We start from the raw sequence: 19779 nt of genomic DNA on the forward strand, positions 1-19779 counted from the left end.
CTATGCCGCGAATAGACAAGAACAATGTTCTTGAAATTTTAGGGGAAAAAGTATTACCTGGAAAAAGAGCTACCATTAATTTCAACATGGCTAAGCTCTATACGACCACTTCAGTAGAAGTACCGGTAATTATTGAGCGATCCAAAAAACCCGGCCCCGTGGTTCTGCTAACTGCCGGAATTCACGGTGACGAGATCAATGGGGTGGAAATCGTTAGGCAAATCATCGCCAAGGGGATCAATAAACCCAAAGTTGGGACGGTGATATGTATTCCGATTGTAAATATTTTTGGCTTTTTAAATATGGCCCGGGAATTTCCTGATGGCCGTGACCTGAATCGCGTTTTTCCCGGCACCAAAAATGGCTCCCTTGCCAGCAGATTTGCTTACCAGTTCGTAAAAAAGATTTTACCAATTGCAGATTTTTGTCTGGACTTTCACACGGGAGGCGCTGCAAGATTTAATGCTCCCCAGATAAGAGTTAAAAAAGGTGATGAACAAAGCATTAATTATGCCCGAATTTTCAATGCTCCATTTACCATTCACTCCAAAACCATAACCAAATCTTACAGAGAAACCTGCTCCAAACTTGGGATTCCGGTACTTTTATTTGAAGGTGGAAAATCTTTGGATAGCAATAAAGATGTGGCTAAATGTGGTGTGGAAGGCGCCATGAGAATTTTAAGCCACCTGGAAATGCTGAACGATAAATTCGATTATCCGGATGCGCGAAAAGACACTGTGTTAATTGAAAACAGCTCCTGGCTTCGTGCGAAATACAGCGGTTTACTTCACGTGAAAATCCCCTGCGGGAAACATGTGGAAAAAGGGGAATATATCGCCACTATTACAGATCCTTACGGCAAGTTCAGCCATAAGATCAAAAGCCAGAATGAAGGTTATGTAATCAATGTAAACGAATCTCCAATCGTTTATCAGGGAGATGCCATATTTCATATTTCCAGTCAAAAGAAATCTGATAATCATGCAGAAGTCTGAGCTTAGAAAAAAATATAAAACATTAAGATCCGGGCTGGATGAAGAAAGCATCGAGGAAAAAAGCCTTGAAATTGCCAATCGCGCTTTACAATTACCTATCTGGGAAAAGCGATACTACCACATTTTTCTAAGCATCGCTGAAAAAAAGGAAGTAAATACAGAATATTTACTTCACGTCCTACAAGGAAAAGACAAGGAAGTGGTTATTCCAAAGTCAGATTTTGAGACCGGAAAAATGACAAATTTCCTGTTAACAGATCATACCGTGATCAAAAAGAATGAGTGGAATATTCCCGAACCCCAGGACGGCATAGAAATCCCAAATCACAAGTTAGAAGTGGTCTTTTTACCGCTACTTGCCTTTGACAAAGCGGGTCACAGAGTAGGCTACGGAAAAGGTTTTTACGACCGATTTCTGGCAGATTGTAAAAACGACATTATGAAAATAGGCCTTTCTTTTTTTGAAGCCGAAGAGAAAATAGATGAACTCTTCAGTCATGACGCGCCATTAGACTACTGCATCACTCCAAACCGGGTCTATAACTTCAGCAATAAATAAAGTTTGTAAAGCAAGACTTTATACGCTATTTTTAACCTGACCAATTAACCCCCCATGCTTAGCGACTTACAGTTAAACAGCATATTACAGGATTTCGATATCGCCTACTGGAAGATAAACCTGTTTTCCAGAGATATTACTTGGTCAGATCATTTTAATATTCTTGTAGGAAAACCAAAAGTAGATGAGGATAGATTTGAATTCTTCATCAACCATATTCTCCATCCCGATTACCGATACGATTTTAGAATCAACTTTGAGAAACTGGTCAAAGAGGACGAGCCTTTCTGCTTTGAAATTAAATTAAAGCTGGAAAACGGAAAGTATCGCTGGTTCGAATGTAAAAATCTAAAAAGCAAGGATCAAAGTTTCAGAGAAACCGCGGTTCTCCTTTTTGTAAATATTCATCAGTCCAAACGGGATCAGTATACCATTGAAGAGAATTTCTTTTATTACCGCGAAACCGCAGAAATGACTTCTACCGGTGGCTGGTATGTGGATACTATTAACAAGAACATTTACTGGGACGATGTTTCCAAGAAAATTCTCGATTGCCCCCGGGATTTTCAACCTGCGTATGAAGACAGAATGAAATTCTATGCAGAGGAACATCATAACCGCATGCGCAATGCATTTGATAAATGTGAGAATTTTGGTATCCCATTTAAACTGGAGCTTAAAATGGTTTCATTTCAAAACCGGGAATACTGGACCCGTCTTACCGGCAAACCTGTTTATAATGATGAGCAGCAGGTTATTGGAATTCGCGGAGTTTTACAAAATATTGACGAGAATAAGAATAACGAGCTTAATCTCCAGAACTCACTGGATATTATCGCAACCCAAAATTCAAGACTTTTTAATTTTGCGCACATAGTTTCACACCATTTGAGGTCTCACAGCAGTAACCTGAGTTTGATTGTAGAACTGCTTCGGGAGTCAAAAACAGACAGGGATAAACTTGATCTCCTGGCAAATGTTGAAGACGTGGCTGGAAATCTGGACACCGCAATTTCCAGATTAAATGACATTGTTAGCATTCAAACAAGCCTGCGAAAAGAAAAAGTCAACATCAGGTTTGATGAAGCTCTTGAAGTAGTCTTAGCTTCAATTTCCTCGCTTATTAATCGGGAAAATGCAAAAATCGTCGCTGAATTTCAAGATTTGAAAGAAATTCGCTATATCCCTGAGTATCTTGAAAGTATTTTATTAAATTTAATTACAAATGCGATTCGGTACAAGCAACCGGGCCGCAAACCAGTGATCTTTATTCAAACTTATACTGAAAACGACAAGGAATTTCTTGAAGTTAGTGACAACGGTATGGGGATAGACCTCGATGAATATGGGGATAAAATGTTTGGAATGTATAAGACCTTCCATCAACAAAATACAGAGGCAAAAGGAATTGGATTATTTATAACTAAAAACCAGATCGAGGCCCTTGGAGGGACTATATCTGTTAGTAGTACCCTTGACATTGGGACTACTTTTAAAATTAAATTCTAGATCTATTTGTTATGGGGCAAAAAGTAGAACTAGCGTGTATCATCGATGATGATAAGATATACGTGAATCTTGTAAAAAAGATCATTGAGATCAAAAAGCTATCTGAAAACCTTCTTATTTACAAGAACGGGAAAGAAGCGCTTGATTACTTTAAATATATCATGGAAACCGCTACAGAAGAGGATAAACTTCCTGATATTATTTTCCTGGATCTCAATATGCCTGTGATGGATGGATGGGAATTCCTCAACGAATTCATTAAAATCAAGAATAACCTTAATAAGAAAATAACCTTATATGTGGTTAGTTCTTCTATTGATCCGCGGGATCTTGAAAGAGCTAAATCCTTTAATATGGTTACAGATTATCTTATTAAACCTATAGAGCTTAAGAAGTTCGAAAAGATATTCGAAAAAACGGCTGCCTGATTATTTTTCTTCCTTTTCGGTTTTCGGGAATGCTTTTTTGTTGAACAAAAGAAGCAACGCCACACCTACACTTATTGCTGAATCTGCAATATTGAAAACCGGTTCAAAAAAGGTGAAATATTCACCACCCCAGAATGGAACCCAGCCCGGCAAATATCCTTTCCATAAAGGGAAATAAAGCATGTCTACCACCTTTCCATGAAAAAGAGTGCCATAGCCTCCCGCTTCAGGTAAAAAGCTCGCTACCTGCCCATAACTGTCATTAAAAATAATACCGTAGAATACAGAGTCAATTATATTTCCAAGAGCGCCGGCAAAGATCAATGCGATGGCACTAATTAAAATTCGCGAACCCTTATTTTTAACCGCATCCCAAAGCCAGTAACCAATCCCAACGATTGCTGCAAGCCTGAAAAGGGTAAGTGCAAGCTTCCCATATTCACCGGGAATCTTGGTTCCCCAGGCCATCCCTTCGTTTTCTACAAACAAAATACGGAACCAGTCAAATACAGGAACCTCTTCTCCAAGGGCAAAATGGGTTTTGATATAAAATTTCGAAATTTGATCTATTAAAAGGATCAGGATGATAATTACTCCGGCTTTTTTAAGCGACATGGGTATATTTTAATTGGAAACGGCTCAAAAATACTAATATTATTTAGTTTTTTCGCACCAATATGTTGCCGTCTACACTGTTAAGTTTAATTGAATTTCTGCCCGGTAAAAGTTCAGAAATATTTACGTTTCCATTTCGGGAATTTGCCTCTATCTTTCCTATAGAAGTCTCCACCATAATATTGCCGTAATAGGTATTTACCACAGCACTTCCTGTAAAATCAAAAAGCTGGCAATAGCCCTGATTTAAATTCACCTGAACCGTCCTGAACTTTCCATGAGTAATTAGAGAAGCAATATTCGAATCTACTGTCAGGTACAAATTTTCAGGTAATTCTATTTCGATCTCCAGAGAAAATACTTTATGCGCACTTAGTTTATCATATCCACCACTTAATATTTGCGGATACCGCGTAGTAATCATCAGAGTTTTATCAATGATCCTGGTTTCCAAAATGATCTCATCGTAGTACTCCCCTTCTGAATGAGTTTTTATACGAATCCCCGGTGACTTTGAAGAGAGGACCTCAATTTTAAAAACCTCATCTGTATCAATATGAATGTTGCGTACCTGCTCTGCATCCAGAATTTCACGCGTATCCCGCTGTGAAAACATCTGTAGGCTTAGCATCATACTTAACAATAAAAGAATCTGCTTCATTTAAGTTTAATAAAAAACCCTCCTTATTCAGGAGGGTCAAATAAATATCATAATTTTTGAACCTGGAAAATCATAATCTCAATCTATGATTTTTCATTCAGTTTCCTTTTGTTTCTGGGCACCATATCAAATCCGTAGCCTAAGTATGAGATTAAACCAGGGTTTATCCCATTACACTTATTTAAAACTAACGGTAAAGTATAGCAGGCAAAAACGAAATAAGTTTTTCTTTATTATCGCTGCATGTTCTTAGCTTCTATACTAAGCGTAGCATGCGGTACAAGCAACAACCTTTCTTTTGCGATCAACTTCCCGGTAACTCTGCAGATACCGTAAGTTTTGTTCTCAATTCGCGTCAAGGCGTTCTTAAGATCTCTGATGAATTTTTCCTGACGAATGGCCAACTGAGAGTTAGCTTCTTTGCTCATAGTTTCACTTCCTTCTTCAAAAGCTTTGAAGGTTGGAGAAGTATCATCTGTACCATTGTTCCCGTCGTTCTTGTAAGCAGTTTGATAGATCTCGAGTTGCTCCTGAGCTTTCTCAATTTTTTTCTTGATAAGGGCTTTAAACTCGGCAAGATCTGCATCGCAGTAACGTTCTTTTACATCTGTTCCCATAGCTAGTGCTTTTTAATAAACAATTTAGTGGCTACATCATCAAATTCAACCTCAGCACCTTCACTCACCACCTCTGCAAATTCGAGAGTTGCAGTTAATGTTTCGTTCTTAATATAAGTTATATTATCGTTTACGGCATCCTCGACAACGCCGTCCTTTTGTAGGGTAACATCTATTGTATCAGTCACTTCGTAGCCTGAATCCTTTCGGAGATTCTGGATCCTGTTTACCAGTTCTCTGGCAACACCTTCCTTTTTCAACTCCGGACTAATACTAACGTCCAGGGCTACTGTTAGGTTACCACTGCTGGCAACCAGCCATCCTTCTATATCCTGTGAGGAAATTTCCACCTCTGATAGGGACAATTTAACATTTTTTTCATTAATGTTGAACTCTATTTCCCCTTCTCTTTCAATTTTAGTAATATCAGCAGCGTCAAATTTACTTATTGCATTGACAATCAGCTTAATATCCTTACCAAATCTTGGGCCAAGAACTCTGAAATTTGGCTTTATTTGCTTGACCAACAGGCCTGAAGCATCATCGATGAGTTCTATTTCCTTAACATTTACTTCAGATTTGATCAAATCTGCCACTGCTTCGATCTCCTGCTTTTGATTCTCATCAAGTACCGGAATCATTACTCTTTGTAATGGCTGGCGAACTTTGATCATCTCTTTTTTACGTAAAGAAAGTACTAAAGATGAGATAGTTTGAGCCTTCTCCATCTTGCGCTCTAAAGATTTATCAACAAATTTAGGTTCATAAACCGGAAAATCTGCTGTATGCACAGAATCTGACTTGTCTTTTCCTGTGGCAGCATTTAGATCTCTGAACAACCTTTCCATAAAGAACGGCGCTACCGGAGCTCCAAGTTTAGCCACTGTTTCCAGGCAGGTATAAAGTGTCTGATATGCAGAGATCTTGTCCTGCTCATAGTCACCTTTCCAGAATCTTCTTCTGCTTAATCGTACGAACCAGTTACTCAGGTTTTCCTGAACGAATTCAGAAATCGCTCTGGTAGCTTTGGTAGGCTCATAATCTGCATAGAACTTATCAACTTTCTCAATAAGCGTATGCAACTCTGAAAGTATCCAGCGATCTATTTCAGGTCGTTTAGACAGCTCCACATTATCTTCAGCATAAACGAATTCATCAATATTCGCATAAAGCGTGAAGAACGAATAGGTATTATATAAAGTTCCGAAGAATTTTCGCTGCACCTCTCCAATTCCTTCAATATCAAATTTAAGGTTATCCCATGGGTTTGCATTGGAGATCATATACCATCTGGTAGCATCGGGCCCGTAGGCCGCCAATGTTTCAAATGGATCCACGGCATTTCCAAGACGCTTGGACATCTTTTGTCCGTTCTTGTCAAGAACAAGTCCGTTGGAAACCACATTTTTATAAGCCACATCATCAAAGATCATGGTGGCGATGGCGTGTAGCGTATAGAACCAACCACGTGTCTGGTCTACACCTTCAGCAATAAAATCGGCTTTTCGCCATTTATCTTCTACTTTCTCTTTATTCTCAAACGGATAGTGCCATTGTGAATAAGGCATGGAACCGGAGTCGAACCAAACATCGATAAGATCGGCCTCACGCTTCATAGGTTTTCCGGAATCTGAAACCAGAGTAATAGTGTCAACCACATTTTTATGAAGATCTACTTTCTCATAGTTCTCTTCACTCATATCTCCGGCAACAAAATCTTCAAAAATATCTTTCTGCATTACCCCGGCGTCCACAGCTTTCGCCATTTCCTCCTTTAGTTGAGCTACAGAACCAATAACTTTTACTTCTTTCCCATCTTCACTTCTCCAGATAGGTAACGGGATTCCCCAATACCTGCTTCGGCTTAAGTTCCAGTCGTTGGCATTTGCCAGCCAGTTTCCAAAACGACCTTCCCCTGTTGATTTTGGTTTCCAGTTGATGTTTTGGTTAAGCTCATGCATTCTATCCTTGAATTCGGTCACTTTAATGAACCAGGAATCCAATGGATAATATAAAATTGGCTTATCAGTTCTCCAGCAATTTGGATAACTGTGCACATATTTTTCTACTTTAAAAGCTCTGTTCTCTTCCTTTAGCTTGATGGCGATCTCAACATCTACCGACTTTTCCGGAACCTGTTCTTCATCATAATATTCATTCTTCACATACTTCCCGGCGAATTCACCCATTTCTGGTCTGAATTTACCCTGAAGGTCAACAAGAGGAACAAGATTTCCATTCTCGTCTTTCACTAAAAGTGGCGGAACTTCAGGACTTGCCTGTTTAGCTACAAGCGCATCATCTGCACCAAATGTAGGCGCGGTGTGAACAATCCCGGTACCATCTTCTGTAGTTACAAAATCACCCGAAATTACACGGAAGGCATTTTCAGGATTGTCGTTTGGCAACGCATAATCCAGCAGTTGCTCATATTTTATTCCAACAAGATCTTTCCCGGCAAAGCTTTCGCCAACCAAATAAGGGATCTTCTTATCTTCTTTTGTGTAGGAATTCAGATCTGCCTCAGACTCAGCTTTCCTGAATTTTTTATCGAATTGTTTCTCAGCCAGATCTTTTGCCACGATAATGGTAATCGGTTCAAAAGTATACTGATTAAAAGTTTTTACAGTTACATACTGGATCTTTGGTCCAACTGTAAGTGCGGTATTAGACGGCAACGTCCAGGGAGTTGTGGTCCAGGCAATGAAGTAAAGATTTTCTTTCTCCTGCTGAAGAAACTCCGGAAGGGTTTCTGCCTTTGCTTTGAACATCGCAGTTACGGTAGTATCAGTAACATCCTGATAAGTTCCCGGCTGGTTAAGCTCGTGTGAACTCAAACCGGTTCCTGCCTTTGGAGAATATGGCTGAATGGTATAGCCTTTATAAATAAGATCTTTTTTGTAGATCTCTGAAAGCAACCACCAAACCGTTTCCATGTATTTGGATTTGTAGGTTATATATGGATCTTCCATATCTACCCAGTAACCCATCTTTTTGGTAAGGTCGTTCCAAACATCGGTATAACGCATTACCGCATTTTTACATGCTTCGTTATACTTTTCAACGCTTATTTTGGTTCCAATATCCTCTTTGGTTATTCCAAGTTCTTTTTCCACGCCAAGCTCGATTGGAAGACCATGGGTATCCCATCCCGCTTTACGTTTAACCTGATAACCTTTTTGTGTTTTATATCTACAGAAAATATCTTTTATAGATCGCGCCATTACGTGGTGAATCCCAGGTAATCCGTTTGCAGAAGGCGGACCTTCAAAAAAGATATAAGGCTCTTTTCCTTCGCGAGTGCTGATACTTTTTTCGAAAATATCATTCTCTTCCCAATAATTGAGGATTTCTTCTGCCACTTTAGGCAGGTCAAGACCTTTATATTCAGGGAATTTTGTACTCATTTTCTCCTTTTTTCAAATGATGTGCGAAAATAAGGATTTTTGGGAAGATAGTTATTGGTTAAATAAAAAAACCGAGATAAGAATCTCGGTTTAGTTCAACTCTTAATTATTTCTTCTTTCCCTTATATGTAAAAAGTCTTTTTCCTATAAGCTCCATAAATATAAAGTTCAATATCATGGCTATAACAAAGAGTATTAAAAGCTTAAAGAAATCTATATTATCTTCCTCAAACCATATCGGTCCAATTACTATTATTGGAAATAAAAGATAAAAAAAGAAAAGTTTAATATATTTCATTTTAATAATCCTAATCAAATATATTAAATTAACGCTTTGGTAAAAAATAAGGTTGTTTTTTACCTGTTGGATTTATAAAGATGAGCCTGTCTAAAGAAATTAAAAAGTGTAAGAAAGTGCTATGATCAAATTCCTTCCGGCAGAAGCAATTCCGGATGAATAGGTACGATAACGCTGATCTGTAATATTTTCTACAGAAACCGTTGCCAGCCAGTTCATGTTCAGCTTATACTGCCCTGTAAGATTAAGCGTATACCATGCCGGCGAATAAGGATTGCCATTGGCATCGAGTGCATAGAGGTAAGCTTTGTCCTGCTCCCCAGGCGCAAGATCTTCAAAGGCAAATTCGCCATTATATTCAGCAAAAAGATCGAGTTTCACCCGGCGCTTATTCCAAACCAAATGGGTATTTCCAAACATAGGTGCCGCATGCCTCAAAGGCACATAATTTCCGCCTTCATCCTCCCGTCCATAGGTATAACTAAACTGTGAATTCAACCTAAGGGCTACCGAAAAATCCACTTCCAGCCCAGTTTCTATTCCATATACATAGGCATTTGCTGCATTCTGTATCGCCTGTACTTTACTTGGCTCACCCTGATAATCTATTTCGGTTTCACCATTAAGATCAAAGTCGCGACGCACCATGGCGTTATCCAGATAAGTATAATATCCTGTAAGGGCTAAACGAATATTCTCATTGAAACTAAAGTCTGTTCCAAGTTCCGCATTATAAGCGTACTCCGATTTAAGGTCAGGGTTTGGTACTACTACAGCGCCCGGTTCAGAATCAAAAATTTTCCCTATATCATCAATATTAGGGGCACGAAATGCCGAAGAAAGCCCCAGTCTCCAGTTTATAAAATCATTTTGCCTCCAGTTGAAACCAAGACTTCCGGTTAGCGCACCGGTACTTATATCGGCTTTTTCAAAAGGAAAATCATAGAAGCGATCATTAAAATTCGCATTTATAAGAATATGATTATACCTCACTCCTGTTTGTAAAGTTAGTTTCTCATTAATCGCCCAGTGATAACTGGAGTATGCCGCCAAAGACTGCCAATCAGATCCATTTGGATATCTGCTTGCAGTTTCACCCATTTCTTCGGTGTCAATATTTCTGAAACTTCCTTCAGAGGATATATTATTCAGCACATATTCGAAGCCATAAAACAATTTACTTTCAGTAAAACCTTTCTCAAAATCCAGATTAGCCGAATAGGCATCCACATTTTCTTCAGTAGAAAACAACACCGGCTTAGCAAAATTCCTATCATTCCGGCTTTCAGCAAAATACTGGTAAGCGCCGGTAAACTGAAGTTTATCATAAAGCTGAGACTTGCTGCGATGATTGATATTGAGATTTCCCAAAAACCAGGTTTGTGGACCGTAATACCATTCGGCTGATCTTAAAACTCCATCCCTTTTTCTAAACAGTCTGTCATATCTTGGGAAATCTGAAGTATTTGAATATACCAGGCCAAGATTAAAATCCCAATCCTTCACCGGCATGTATTTTATTTTTTGCAGGAGATTGATCTGGTTATAGCCTGTAGGTTTTTGAACCAAAGGATCCGGATTTTTAACTATAACGTCTATTCCATTCTGCCTTTCGACATACTCCGTTCTCAAATAATCGTCGGGGCCGTGTTCCCCCATCTTTAGATCACCAAAATCTGAATAGGTGATACCGGTTCTAAAAGCCCAGTTCTTTCGGCCTATATTAACATCAGCATGAACCGTATTTTCATTATTAGCCGTAGAAAATCTGGTATACATATTACCTGAAAATGAGGTCCCTTCAGTAAAGCTAAAATCAGGCTTGAGGGTATAAAAATTCATCACCCCACCAATGGCATCACTTCCATACACCACAGATCCCGCCCCCAGGATCACCTCTGCGCTTTCCACCATCATAGGATCCACAGAGATCACATTTTGAAGGTTTCCGCTTCGGAAAATTGCAGAATTCATACGCACGCCATCGACTGTCAAAAGCAAGCGGTTAGTGGCAAAACCTCTTATCATGGGGCTTCCTCCTCCTAACTGACTTTTTTGAACATATACCTGTCCTGTACTTTCCAAAAGATCTGCTGAAGTTTGCGGACTGGAAATCTGAATTTCTGATGGAGAAATACTGATGATCTTTTGAGGAATTTCATCTTTTCTCAGCTTAAATCTGGCTACAGATAAGGTTACCTGCTCCAGTTGATTTTCACCCGGCTCAAGATAGACCAGATTATTATTTTGCTGAATCTCCCGTTTACGACGAAAGGCTTCTTTATAGGAAAGCGATTTAAAAATGATCACTTCAGTATCGCTAAAAGCTGAAATATCTGCCTTGCCCTGAATATCAGAAACCACCGAGGTGGAATGGTCCTTATTATATATGGCAACGTTAGTTACCGGTTCCCCAGTTTCCCCATCGAGGACCCGGATTTCCTGAGCATTGGTAATGGTAAAAAATAAAAGAAAAACAATGAGTAAGCCTGATCGCATTTATCCAAATATTTCATTTAACACCCCTAACGACTTAGGTTTTCGAAATCCTTCTATATGTAATTCGTAATAAAGAATCAACATATTAAGAAAGTCACTACGGGTTGCCTTATTCATTTTTATATGTTGCAGAGCATCAAATTCAGTGCCCAAAAGACTTTTAAGCAAATCTACATTTTTACCTTCTATACAATAATCATTTGTAGAAACTTCCTGAAAAATGCCATCCAGTAAATTAAAATATTGCAGATCCCTTACCCCTAACTCCGGCTGAAAACCTAAATATCTGGTTAGATTAAGCAAAAAGAGCAGATGGAAGTTCGCAATATGCGGAGTCGCATCAAGATATTGAAAACTGTACTCCAGGTATTTGAACAGCGCTTCATTCGATTCTTCTTCATGAATGGAATTGCGCAACATCTCTGCAAGAAACATTACCAGCGCCTGTTTAACAGGATGCGTGTGCAGGTTGTGATAATTCGCAATAACCTTAGCTTCTTTTAAATATTCGAGTTTTCCGGTATCCCGGTGGTTAGCCACGATATCGAGCTGAGTCAGACTCTGGAACATGGAGGCTTTAAATTTTCCCTTCCGCGATTTCAAGACCCCTTTTAACATATAAGTTCGCAAACCATTGGAAAGCGTATAGGCCTTCACAATAAGGTCTGCTTCCCCATATTTAAGAGCACTAATTACGATCGCTTTGGTATGAACCACCATTCCATTTAATTTGGGGTGAATTTATAAAAAAAGCCGCTGTTCAGCGGCTTTTCTAATTTTATGGAGAGATGTATTAAACAACTCCCTGAGCAAGCATGGCATCTGCCACCTTAACGAAACCTGCAATATTGGCTCCCTTAACGTAATCTATATAACCATCTTCTGTTTTACCATATTCAACACACTGCTCATGAATGTTGTTCATGATCTCGTGCAATTTGTTATCAACCTCTTCTGCAGTCCAGTTGTATCTCATAGAGTTTTGAGACATTTCAAGTCCTGAAGTTGCAACTCCACCAGCATTAGAAGCTTTACCCGGAGAGAAAAGGATCTTTTCTTTCTGGAAAACTTCAATTGCTTCCGGTGTACAAGGCATATTAGCTCCTTCACCTACGCAAATACATCCATTATCAACTAATTTCTTAGCATCATCCCCGTCAAGCTCATTTTGAGTAGCACAAGGCAGAGCGATATCACATTTAATACCCCAAGGAGTTTCTCCTTCGTGATATTCAGCTGAAGGATATTGATCAACATATTCGCTGATTCTTCCTCTTCTTTCGTTCTTAAGCTCCATTACGAACTGAAGTTTCTCAGCATCGATTCCATCTTTATCGTAGATGAATCCGCCAGAATCTGAAAGTGTAATTACTTTAGCTCCTAACTGAGTAGCTTTTTCGGCAGCATATTGAGCCACGTTTCCAGAACCTGAAATAACAACGGTTTTACCTCCCATTTCTTCACCTCTGGTCTTCAGCATATTTTCTGCGAAATATACATTCCCGTATCCGGTAGCTTCAGGTCTAATTAAAGACCCTCCGTATGAACGACCTTTCCCGGTTAGAATTCCGGTAAATTCATTCTGAATTCTTTTGTACTGGCCAAACAGGAATCCTATTTCACGGCCACCAACTCCAATATCCCCAGCAGGAACATCGGTATCAGCACCAATATGTCTTTGCAGTTCTGTCATAAAACTCTGGCAGAAACGCATTACTTCATTATCTGATTTTCCTTTAGGATCAAAATCTGATCCTCCTTTACCTCCACCCATTGGAAGAGTGGTAAGACTATTCTTGAAAACCTGCTCGAAAGCAAGGAATTTAAGAATACTAAGATTTACTGATGGGTGAAAACGCAAACCACCTTTGTAGGGTCCAATCGCAGAGTTCATCTGGATACGGAATCCGCGGTTTACCTGAATATCACCGTTATCATCTAACCATGGCACTCTGAACATCACGACCCTTTCCGGCTCTACCATTCTTTCCAGAAGCATTTTGTTCTGGTATTTTTTATTTTTTTCGATAAAAGGAATTACGGTTTCGGCCACCTCATGAACCGCTTGCATAAATTCCGGCTCATTCTGGTTTCTGGTTGACACCTTTTCCAGGAAATTTTTGATGTTTTTTTCCATAATGACTGGCGCTATTATTAAATTATAAATTTTTAGTCAATTTTGTGAGGCAAATATAAATATTCTATAAGGATTACAGGATTCATTTTTGCATTTGATATAAAATTAACTTTTATTCTACAAGCTTAATGGGTATGCGGTTTTATTAATTTTATCTTAAAGTAGTTTTGCTATATTTGCTAACACTGCAAGCCGTTAGAAATGATTTATACCAGGGCTATCTTTCCTTTCCTTATGGTTCTCTTACTTTGGTCTGGGAATGCATCTGCGCAATTGAGTTTCTCAAATGAGCTCGGGGTGATCTCTGGTCCTGCTGGTTTTTTTACCGATTATGGCGAACGCTGGAATGTAAAAAACAATCTTGAAAACGGAGGTTTTGGATTTGGGCTGGTACATTATATGAATTTTGCCTTTAAACCTGAATGTAGCTGCAGGCCCAGAACATTATGGTTTACCAAACATATTAGAATTAGAAATGAAATAGATTACCTAAGGTCGAATCTGGAGCATTTTGGTCCGGTGGCATCTTCAGGTGGGGAAAGCGGAAAACGTTTACGCGCCATGCACGGGGAAACCCAGGTTATTGAAGCCGGAACCGCAATAGAATACCATTTGTTCGGGATCAAAGAAGCCAGGGACTTTTCGGTAATTCTTGCCCCATATGTTAGTCTGGGAGTACATTTTGTACATTTTAGTCCCACTGCATATTCAGATCTTGGAGACCTGGAAAGCCCAAAGGTTTTGTTTCCCACCTTTGAAGACGGCTTGTTCCTTGAACCGGCAAATACATTCGCAATTTTAGGAAGCGCAGGAGTGAGGTACAGGATTGGCCGTTATAACGACCTTCAACTGGAAGCAAGAGCCACTTATTATGACACAGATAAACTTGAAGGTTTAGATGTGCAGGCGCCTCAGAATAAATTTAATGACTTTGTACTGTGGTTCAATGTTGGATACATTTACTATCTCGACTTCTAGAATCTTACGGAATCTGACTTAATTATTTTTCCACCACGACGCAGGATATCAAGCTTTGCTTTTTCAAAATCTTCGGCATTAATAGGCCTGGTGGCATCCTCGATCAAAATAGCATTAAAACCTTCCTTGATGCTGTCGATAATAGAGAAGTAAACGCAAAATTCAGCAGCGAGACCAACGAAGTAAAGATCTTTAGCCCCTTTTTCCTTTAAGTATCCGGCCAACCCGGTAGATTTTAAATGGGCATTATCATAAAAACCGCTGTAACTGTCAATTTGCGGATCTGTTCCTTTCCTGAAAATAGCTTCGACTTGGGAAGTATTTAAATCCGGATGAAACCCCGCACCTTCGGTATTTTGCAAACAATGCTCCGGCCACATAACCTGATCGATGCCGTTCAAGTCGATAACTTCAAAAACCTTTGCGTCATTGGAAGAAGCAAAACTGGCGTGACCGGCAGGATGCCAGTCCTGAGTTGCAATTACCAGATCAAATTGTGGTTGAAGCTCATTAACAACAGGAATGATCTTATCACCATCTGGCACCGCAAGAGCCCCACCCGGAGTAAAATCATTTTGAAGATCTATGATTATCAATGTTTTCATTTCAGCTTATCTTTAAATGTTTTAATAAGTTGGTCCCTTTCCGCTTTTAATCGTTCGCTAACCCCAATTTTATAGATATGAGGGTTATTAAATCGTTTATACTCCTGCGGAAGCTCTGCAAGACGGGAACTACTATAAGCCGCAATCTCTTTGAGACTGCGTTTCTCGATAAGCACCTTTCCATTTTCCATCACCAATTTTAGCAAAGGTTCCTGAATAAATTTCCCCACTTTCATCGACTTATAAGGCTCATATGGATGGCTCATCTCCTCGATATGCTTTTCTTCAAACATCGCTACAGCATCGGCTCCAATACATTTACCTTTAGCATCTTTCATTCTAAAAACCTGTTTTTTATGCGGAAGAGTTACTTTTACGATGCTTTCTGAAATTTTAATTCTCGGTTTTCCATCAGAAAATACCAGTTTATAAACTCCGTCAAGAGCACCGTCAGGATCACCGGTCACCAGATTGGTTCCAACTCCAAAAATATCAATAGGCGCCTGTTGCTCCAGCAAACTCTTGATCACAAATTCATCCAGCTGATTGGATGCCGCGATTTTCACATAATCCAGACCTTCTTTATCTAACATTTTTCGGCCTTCACGGGCGAAATATGAAAGGTCTCCGCTATCCAGGCGAATGGCCAGAAGTTTAAGCCCTCTTTCCTCCATTTCCTTTGCAACCTTAATGGCATTAGGAATTCCGCTTTTTAGGGTGTTATAAGTATCTACCAGTAAAACACAATTTTGCGGGCGGCCTTCAGCAAAATCCCGAAAAGCAGTTAATTCATCATCATAACTTTGAACGAACGAATGTGCCATGGTGCCCGAAACCGGGATATCAAATTCACTTGCAGCGATGACATTACTGGTACCATCAAATCCACCCACGATAGCTGCCCGGGTTGCGAAATATCCACCGGTAGCCTGCGCACGTCTTAAACCGAAATCCAAAAGCGTTGCATCTCCGGCAACCAATCTCATTCTGCTGGCTTTAGTAGCGATAAGGGTCTGAAAATTCAGAAGATTAAGCAATAAAGTTTCAATTATCTGCGCTTCGATAATATTAGCTTCTACCTGTAAAATTGGTCTGGTTGGGAAAACCACATCCCCTTCAGCCACAGAATAAATTTTTCCGCGGAATTTGAAATCCTTCAGATACTCTAAAAAGTCATCTTCAAAACCTTGTTTTTTCAGGAATTCAAGATCGGCCTGAGAGAATTTTAAATCGGAAATGATTTTCAAAAGGTCCTCCAGGCCAGAAAAAATCGCATATCCGCTTCCAAAAGGTAGTTTCCGAAAATAATATTCAAAAACAGCCTCCTTTTCTCTGGCTGCTTTCTTAAAATAAACCTGGGCCATGGCCAGTTGATATTGATCTGTATAGGTAGCGGTAAATTGATCCATTAAGTAAGTTTTATCCGAGACTGATCTTTTTAAAGTTATCTTCATAAAGTTGAAGGTCTGTCTCACTGAAAAGCACAAATTTAATCTTTTTAAGGTGTTTTAGTTTTGGCAAGTCGGCCAAAAGCGCATTAAAAACCACCTTTACAGCCAGTTCTGGCGGATATCCGTAAATCCCTGTAGATATAGCGGGGAAAGCAATCGAGGAGAGCGAATGTTCCTCTGCCAGTTGAAGGCAACTGCGATAACACGAAGCCAGTAATTCCTGCTCCGGATGATCCCTGCCATATACAGGACCTAAGGTATGGAGCACAAACTGGTTTGGTAATGCATACGCCCGGGTAATCACAGCTTCACCGGGATAAATCGGCGCACTGGGCTTACATTCTTCGTACAGCTGCGGGCCAGCGGCATCATGAATTGCACCGGCTACTCCGCCTCCCGGAGCAAGCTGAGGATTCGCTGCATTCACCACCACATCAATTCCCGGTTGATCTGCAATATTCCCTTTTGAGATCCCAATGTCTATTCCCTGTAATTTAATTTCCATATACCTTAAAACAGAAAGTTACATATTTTATAAGAGCCGGGGATACCTGAAGTTCTAAAATAAAAAAGCCACTTCTTTCGAAGTGGCTTAAATATTAAGGTTTGAATTTATACCTTTTTATAACTGGAGTGATATTCCTCCATAAGGTTCATAAGAGCGTGCATAAGCTCTTTTGTTTCCAGTAAAATATTAAAGTATAAAGTAGTGTTCTTAGGACTGGATTCTTCAGTTCTTGTTCTGGCCACCTGCTTTTCTATCTTATCTGAAATGCTGGTTAGGATCATATCCTTTTTCGCAATAATACTGCTTATTTCCTCGAATTTGCGTTCTGTGAAAATTCGGTCAATTTCAGCCAGTAATTCTGAAAGGGTATCATCCACTTCCTTAAGCTCAGTAATTTGATTGTACTTTAAAGCTTTGTGATTGTTATTAACGTGCTTATAACTCTTCTTGGAAATATACTCCATAGACTGAGCAATATCCGTAAGATAACCAAGGATGGCGATGTAAAAACTACTACCTCGTACACTGGTTTCATCAAGACTCTTGATAAAGAAGAAAATATGATCTCTAAGTTCTTCAATTTCAGCCTCCAGTTTATCCACTCCTTTTTTACTCTTCTTCAGCTTCTTTTTATCCTGCTTGGAAAGACCGGTAAGTACATCAGAAAAGATCTTATTAGATCTTGAAACTACATTGGAAATATTATCTGCACTTTCAGAAATAATTCCCTGTACCGTGTTGCTTTCAGACTTTTTAAGACCTGTTTTATCGATTTTTGCTTTTTCCTTGCTCTTGTGAGAAGTATAGTTTCTAACAAGCAGTCCAATGGCAATGATCAAAAGGATCGCGATGGCAGGACCTCTTCCAAGGAAAATGATATAGGTCAGAATTCCGGCAGCGGAAAATGCACTAAATGCAGTAAAGAACCATCCACCAATAACATTTAAAACTCCGGCTACTCTGTATACAGCACTTTCACGTCCCCAGGCTTTATCTGCCAGCGAAGTTCCCATAGCTACCATAAAGGTTACATACGTAGTAGAAAGAGGTAATTTATAAGAAGTTGCGATGGAGATCAACACCCCTGCTACTGTAAGGTTAATTGAAGCCCTGATCATATCAAAGGCTGGTTGCTCTTCAGCTTTATCGCCAATAAGGATCTCGTCTGGCTTGTTAAAGCTCTTACTTATCTTTCTTTTCGCTCCAACCGGCATAACCGATTTGATCATTTCTGAAAGTTTAGTACTTCCTGTTACTACAGCCCTGGAAAGGATATTCGGATCGAATTTTTCAGTACCATGACCCTGTCTGGATAAACCAATCTCTGTTTCAGCAACCGTTCTTGCTTTCTTGGAAAACCACAACGTCAATACCATGATCGCTCCGGAAATGAAAAGCAGAATAGGCTCTGCCGGAACTTTTTCTCTTAAAACTTCCATTGAGAATTCACTGGCTAGCTGACCGGAACCAACCCATGCTTCATAAGAATGATATGCAGCCATTGGCACCCCAATAAAGTTCACAAGGTCGTTCCCTGAAAATGCAAGGGCAAGACCAAAGGTTCCTACCGCGATAACTATAATAAGAATACTTCTCTTGAAGATCTTAGTGAACAGGTATGAGAACAATGTCCAGAAAATGAAACTCACTCCCACTACCAGATATACCTGGCTGGAAAGAATATCTTTAAAACTATCGTAATACGGAGTTCCCTTTAATCCTTTAAAAAAGATAAAGTATCCAATAGCGGTCAAACAGATACCACCAAAAAGGGCTCCGAAATTCTTTATTTTATGTTTGTATTCAAAGGTAAAAACCAACCTGGACAACCACTGCACCAATGCACCTATGGTAAATGCAATTACTACAGAGAGGAAGATCCCCGAGATAATATCGGTTGCTTTATCGGTATTTATATAACCTGCAAGGTTTGCCAAAGTTTCAGTATCTGATGCGCTTATCTTGATAAGAGCCATTACTACAGCAGCTCCAAGTAATTCGAATACAATGGATACGGTAGTAGAAGTAGGCATTCCCAGGGTATTGAAAAAATCCAGCAGGAGAATGTCTGTAATCATGACGGCCATGAATATGATCATGATCTCGTCAAAATAGAATTGACCCGGCATGAAAATTCCTTTTCGGGCAACTTCCATCATACCACTGGAAAACACTGCACCGAAGAAAATACCAAGGCTGGCTACGATCATAATTGTTTTGAAGGAGATCGCTTTAGAACCAATTGCCGAGTTAAGGAAGTTAACTGCATCGTTGCTCACCCCAACTACCAGATCGGCAATTGCGAGAACTACCAGTGCCACTAACATCAACAAGTAAATATTTTCCATTCTTTATTTGTTTAAATACATATTCAAATAGCAAAGAAACTATTTAATTAAGGTTAAATTAAATTACGCGCCAAAAATAGGATAAAATATCTATACCGGCTTAACAGGAATGACGATAAAACAAAAAAGCCATCCGAAAAATCGAATGGCTTTGTTTGCTC

The 19779-nt window shown here is 39.5% G+C and carries 16 protein-coding genes; 5 read left to right on the forward strand and 11 right to left on the reverse strand.

Annotation, left to right across the window (positions count from 1 at the left end; all coding sequences use genetic code 11):
• Nucleotides 1-2: 2 nt before the first annotated feature.
• From ACNKXV_RS04770 to ACNKXV_RS04785, 4 genes are read left to right on the forward strand one after another with little or no spacing between them, the layout of a single operon-like run.
• Nucleotides 3-998, forward strand: a complete 996-nt coding sequence (locus ACNKXV_RS04770) for a succinylglutamate desuccinylase/aspartoacylase family protein (protein WP_417906560.1) — start codon at nucleotides 3-5, stop codon at nucleotides 996-998.
• Nucleotides 985-1557, forward strand: a complete 573-nt coding sequence (locus ACNKXV_RS04775; protein ID WP_417906561.1) for a 5-formyltetrahydrofolate cyclo-ligase — start codon at nucleotides 985-987, stop codon at nucleotides 1555-1557. The genes ACNKXV_RS04770 and ACNKXV_RS04775 overlap by 14 nt, the downstream gene beginning before the upstream one ends.
• A 54-nt stretch (nucleotides 1558-1611) precedes the next feature.
• The gene (locus tag ACNKXV_RS04780) at nucleotides 1612-3066 is read left to right on the forward strand and encodes a PAS domain-containing sensor histidine kinase (RefSeq protein WP_417906562.1); all 1455 of its coding nucleotides are present in this window, start codon (nucleotides 1612-1614) and stop codon (nucleotides 3064-3066) included.
• Nucleotides 3067-3077: 11 nt separating this feature from the next.
• Nucleotides 3078-3494 (forward strand): response regulator, encoded by a 417-nt coding sequence (locus ACNKXV_RS04785; RefSeq protein ID WP_417906563.1) that lies wholly within the window; start codon nucleotides 3078-3080, stop codon nucleotides 3492-3494.
• Here ACNKXV_RS04785 and ACNKXV_RS04790 read toward each other — a convergent pair whose 3' ends face one another.
• The 7 genes from ACNKXV_RS04790 to gdhA form a co-directional block, all read right to left on the reverse strand.
• Complete coding sequence (locus tag ACNKXV_RS04790) at nucleotides 3495-4109, reverse strand: lipoprotein signal peptidase (RefSeq protein WP_417906564.1); 615 nt, start codon at nucleotides 4107-4109, stop codon at nucleotides 3495-3497. It lies immediately after the preceding gene.
• Between the two features lie 43 nt (nucleotides 4110-4152).
• On the reverse strand, nucleotides 4153-4770 hold the full coding sequence (locus ACNKXV_RS04795) for a DUF4097 family beta strand repeat-containing protein (protein WP_417906565.1): 618 nt from the start codon (nucleotides 4768-4770) through the stop codon (nucleotides 4153-4155).
• A gap of 233 nt (nucleotides 4771-5003) precedes the next feature.
• Entirely contained in the window at nucleotides 5004-5387 is a 384-nt protein-coding gene (locus ACNKXV_RS04800; RefSeq protein ID WP_417906566.1) for a TraR/DksA family transcriptional regulator, read from the reverse strand.
• Between the two features lie 2 nt (nucleotides 5388-5389).
• A complete protein-coding gene (ileS, locus tag ACNKXV_RS04805) occupies nucleotides 5390-8794 on the reverse strand; it encodes an isoleucine--tRNA ligase (RefSeq protein WP_417906567.1) in 3405 nt (1134 codons plus the stop codon).
• Between the two features lie 397 nt (nucleotides 8795-9191).
• Nucleotides 9192-11591, reverse strand: coding sequence for a TonB-dependent receptor (locus ACNKXV_RS04810; RefSeq protein WP_417906568.1), 2400 nt, complete (start codon nucleotides 11589-11591; stop codon nucleotides 9192-9194).
• Nucleotides 11592-12311 (reverse strand): DNA repair protein RecO, encoded by a 720-nt coding sequence (gene recO, locus ACNKXV_RS04815; protein WP_417906569.1) that lies wholly within the window; start codon nucleotides 12309-12311, stop codon nucleotides 11592-11594.
• Between the two features lie 73 nt (nucleotides 12312-12384).
• Nucleotides 12385-13728: an NADP-specific glutamate dehydrogenase gene (gene gdhA, locus ACNKXV_RS04820; RefSeq protein WP_417906570.1), complete on the reverse strand. Its 1344-nt coding sequence runs from the start codon at nucleotides 13726-13728 to the stop codon at nucleotides 12385-12387.
• Nucleotides 13729-13929: 201 nt separating this feature from the next.
• On the opposite strand from gdhA, the gene ACNKXV_RS04825 reads away from it, so the two are divergent.
• Nucleotides 13930-14706: a THC0290_0291 family protein gene (locus ACNKXV_RS04825; protein ID WP_417906571.1), complete on the forward strand. Its 777-nt coding sequence runs from the start codon at nucleotides 13930-13932 to the stop codon at nucleotides 14704-14706.
• Here ACNKXV_RS04825 and pncA read toward each other — a convergent pair.
• The 4 genes from pncA to ACNKXV_RS04845 form a co-directional block, all read right to left on the reverse strand.
• On the reverse strand, nucleotides 14703-15311 hold the full coding sequence (gene pncA, locus ACNKXV_RS04830; RefSeq protein WP_417906572.1) for a bifunctional nicotinamidase/pyrazinamidase: 609 nt from the start codon (nucleotides 15309-15311) through the stop codon (nucleotides 14703-14705). The genes ACNKXV_RS04825 and pncA overlap by 4 nt on opposite strands.
• Nucleotides 15308-16720: a nicotinate phosphoribosyltransferase gene (locus ACNKXV_RS04835; RefSeq protein WP_417906573.1), complete on the reverse strand. Its 1413-nt coding sequence runs from the start codon at nucleotides 16718-16720 to the stop codon at nucleotides 15308-15310. The genes pncA and ACNKXV_RS04835 overlap by 4 nt, the downstream gene beginning before the upstream one ends.
• 10 nt (nucleotides 16721-16730) lie before the next feature.
• Complete coding sequence (locus ACNKXV_RS04840) at nucleotides 16731-17267, reverse strand: macro domain-containing protein (RefSeq protein ID WP_417906574.1); 537 nt, start codon at nucleotides 17265-17267, stop codon at nucleotides 16731-16733.
• A 107-nt stretch (nucleotides 17268-17374) separates the two neighbouring features.
• Nucleotides 17375-19618, reverse strand: a complete 2244-nt coding sequence (locus tag ACNKXV_RS04845; protein WP_417906575.1) for an inorganic phosphate transporter — start codon at nucleotides 19616-19618, stop codon at nucleotides 17375-17377.
• Nucleotides 19619-19779: the final 161 nt, after the last annotated feature.

The sequence above is a fragment of the Christiangramia aquimixticola genome, assembly GCF_048285835.1.
GTDB lineage: Bacteria > Bacteroidota > Bacteroidia > Flavobacteriales > Flavobacteriaceae > Christiangramia > Christiangramia aquimixticola.

Bases quoted from the DNA above. Each gene is read 5' to 3' on its own strand.
- pncA (WP_417906572.1), bottom strand. From the start codon at position 15,311: ATGAAAACATTGATAATCATAGATCTTCAAAATGATTTTACTCCGGGT.
- ACNKXV_RS04775 (WP_417906561.1), top strand. From the start codon at position 985: ATGCAGAAGTCTGAGCTTAGAAAAAAATATAAAACATTAAGATCCGGG.
- ACNKXV_RS04785 (WP_417906563.1), top strand. From the start codon at position 3,078: ATGGGGCAAAAAGTAGAACTAGCGTGTATCATCGATGATGATAAGATA.
- ACNKXV_RS04790 (WP_417906564.1), bottom strand. From the start codon at position 4,109: ATGTCGCTTAAAAAAGCCGGAGTAATTATCATCCTGATCCTTTTAATA.
- ACNKXV_RS04840 (WP_417906574.1), bottom strand. From the start codon at position 17,267: ATGGAAATTAAATTACAGGGAATAGACATTGGGATCTCAAAAGGGAAT.
- ACNKXV_RS04835 (WP_417906573.1), bottom strand. From the start codon at position 16,720: ATGGATCAATTTACCGCTACCTATACAGATCAATATCAACTGGCCATG.
- ACNKXV_RS04810 (WP_417906568.1), bottom strand. From the start codon at position 11,591: ATGCGATCAGGCTTACTCATTGTTTTTCTTTTATTTTTTACCATTACC.
- ACNKXV_RS04825 (WP_417906571.1), top strand. From the start codon at position 13,930: ATGATTTATACCAGGGCTATCTTTCCTTTCCTTATGGTTCTCTTACTT.
- gdhA (WP_417906570.1), bottom strand. From the start codon at position 13,728: ATGGAAAAAAACATCAAAAATTTCCTGGAAAAGGTGTCAACCAGAAAC.
- ACNKXV_RS04770 (WP_417906560.1), top strand. From the start codon at position 3: ATGCCGCGAATAGACAAGAACAATGTTCTTGAAATTTTAGGGGAAAAA.
- ACNKXV_RS04795 (WP_417906565.1), bottom strand. From the start codon at position 4,770: ATGAAGCAGATTCTTTTATTGTTAAGTATGATGCTAAGCCTACAGATG.
- ACNKXV_RS04845 (WP_417906575.1), bottom strand. From the start codon at position 19,618: ATGGAAAATATTTACTTGTTGATGTTAGTGGCACTGGTAGTTCTCGCA.
- ACNKXV_RS04780 (WP_417906562.1), top strand. From the start codon at position 1,612: ATGCTTAGCGACTTACAGTTAAACAGCATATTACAGGATTTCGATATC.
- recO (WP_417906569.1), bottom strand. From the start codon at position 12,311: ATGGTGGTTCATACCAAAGCGATCGTAATTAGTGCTCTTAAATATGGG.
- ileS (WP_417906567.1), bottom strand. From the start codon at position 8,794: ATGAGTACAAAATTCCCTGAATATAAAGGTCTTGACCTGCCTAAAGTG.
- ACNKXV_RS04800 (WP_417906566.1), bottom strand. From the start codon at position 5,387: ATGGGAACAGATGTAAAAGAACGTTACTGCGATGCAGATCTTGCCGAG.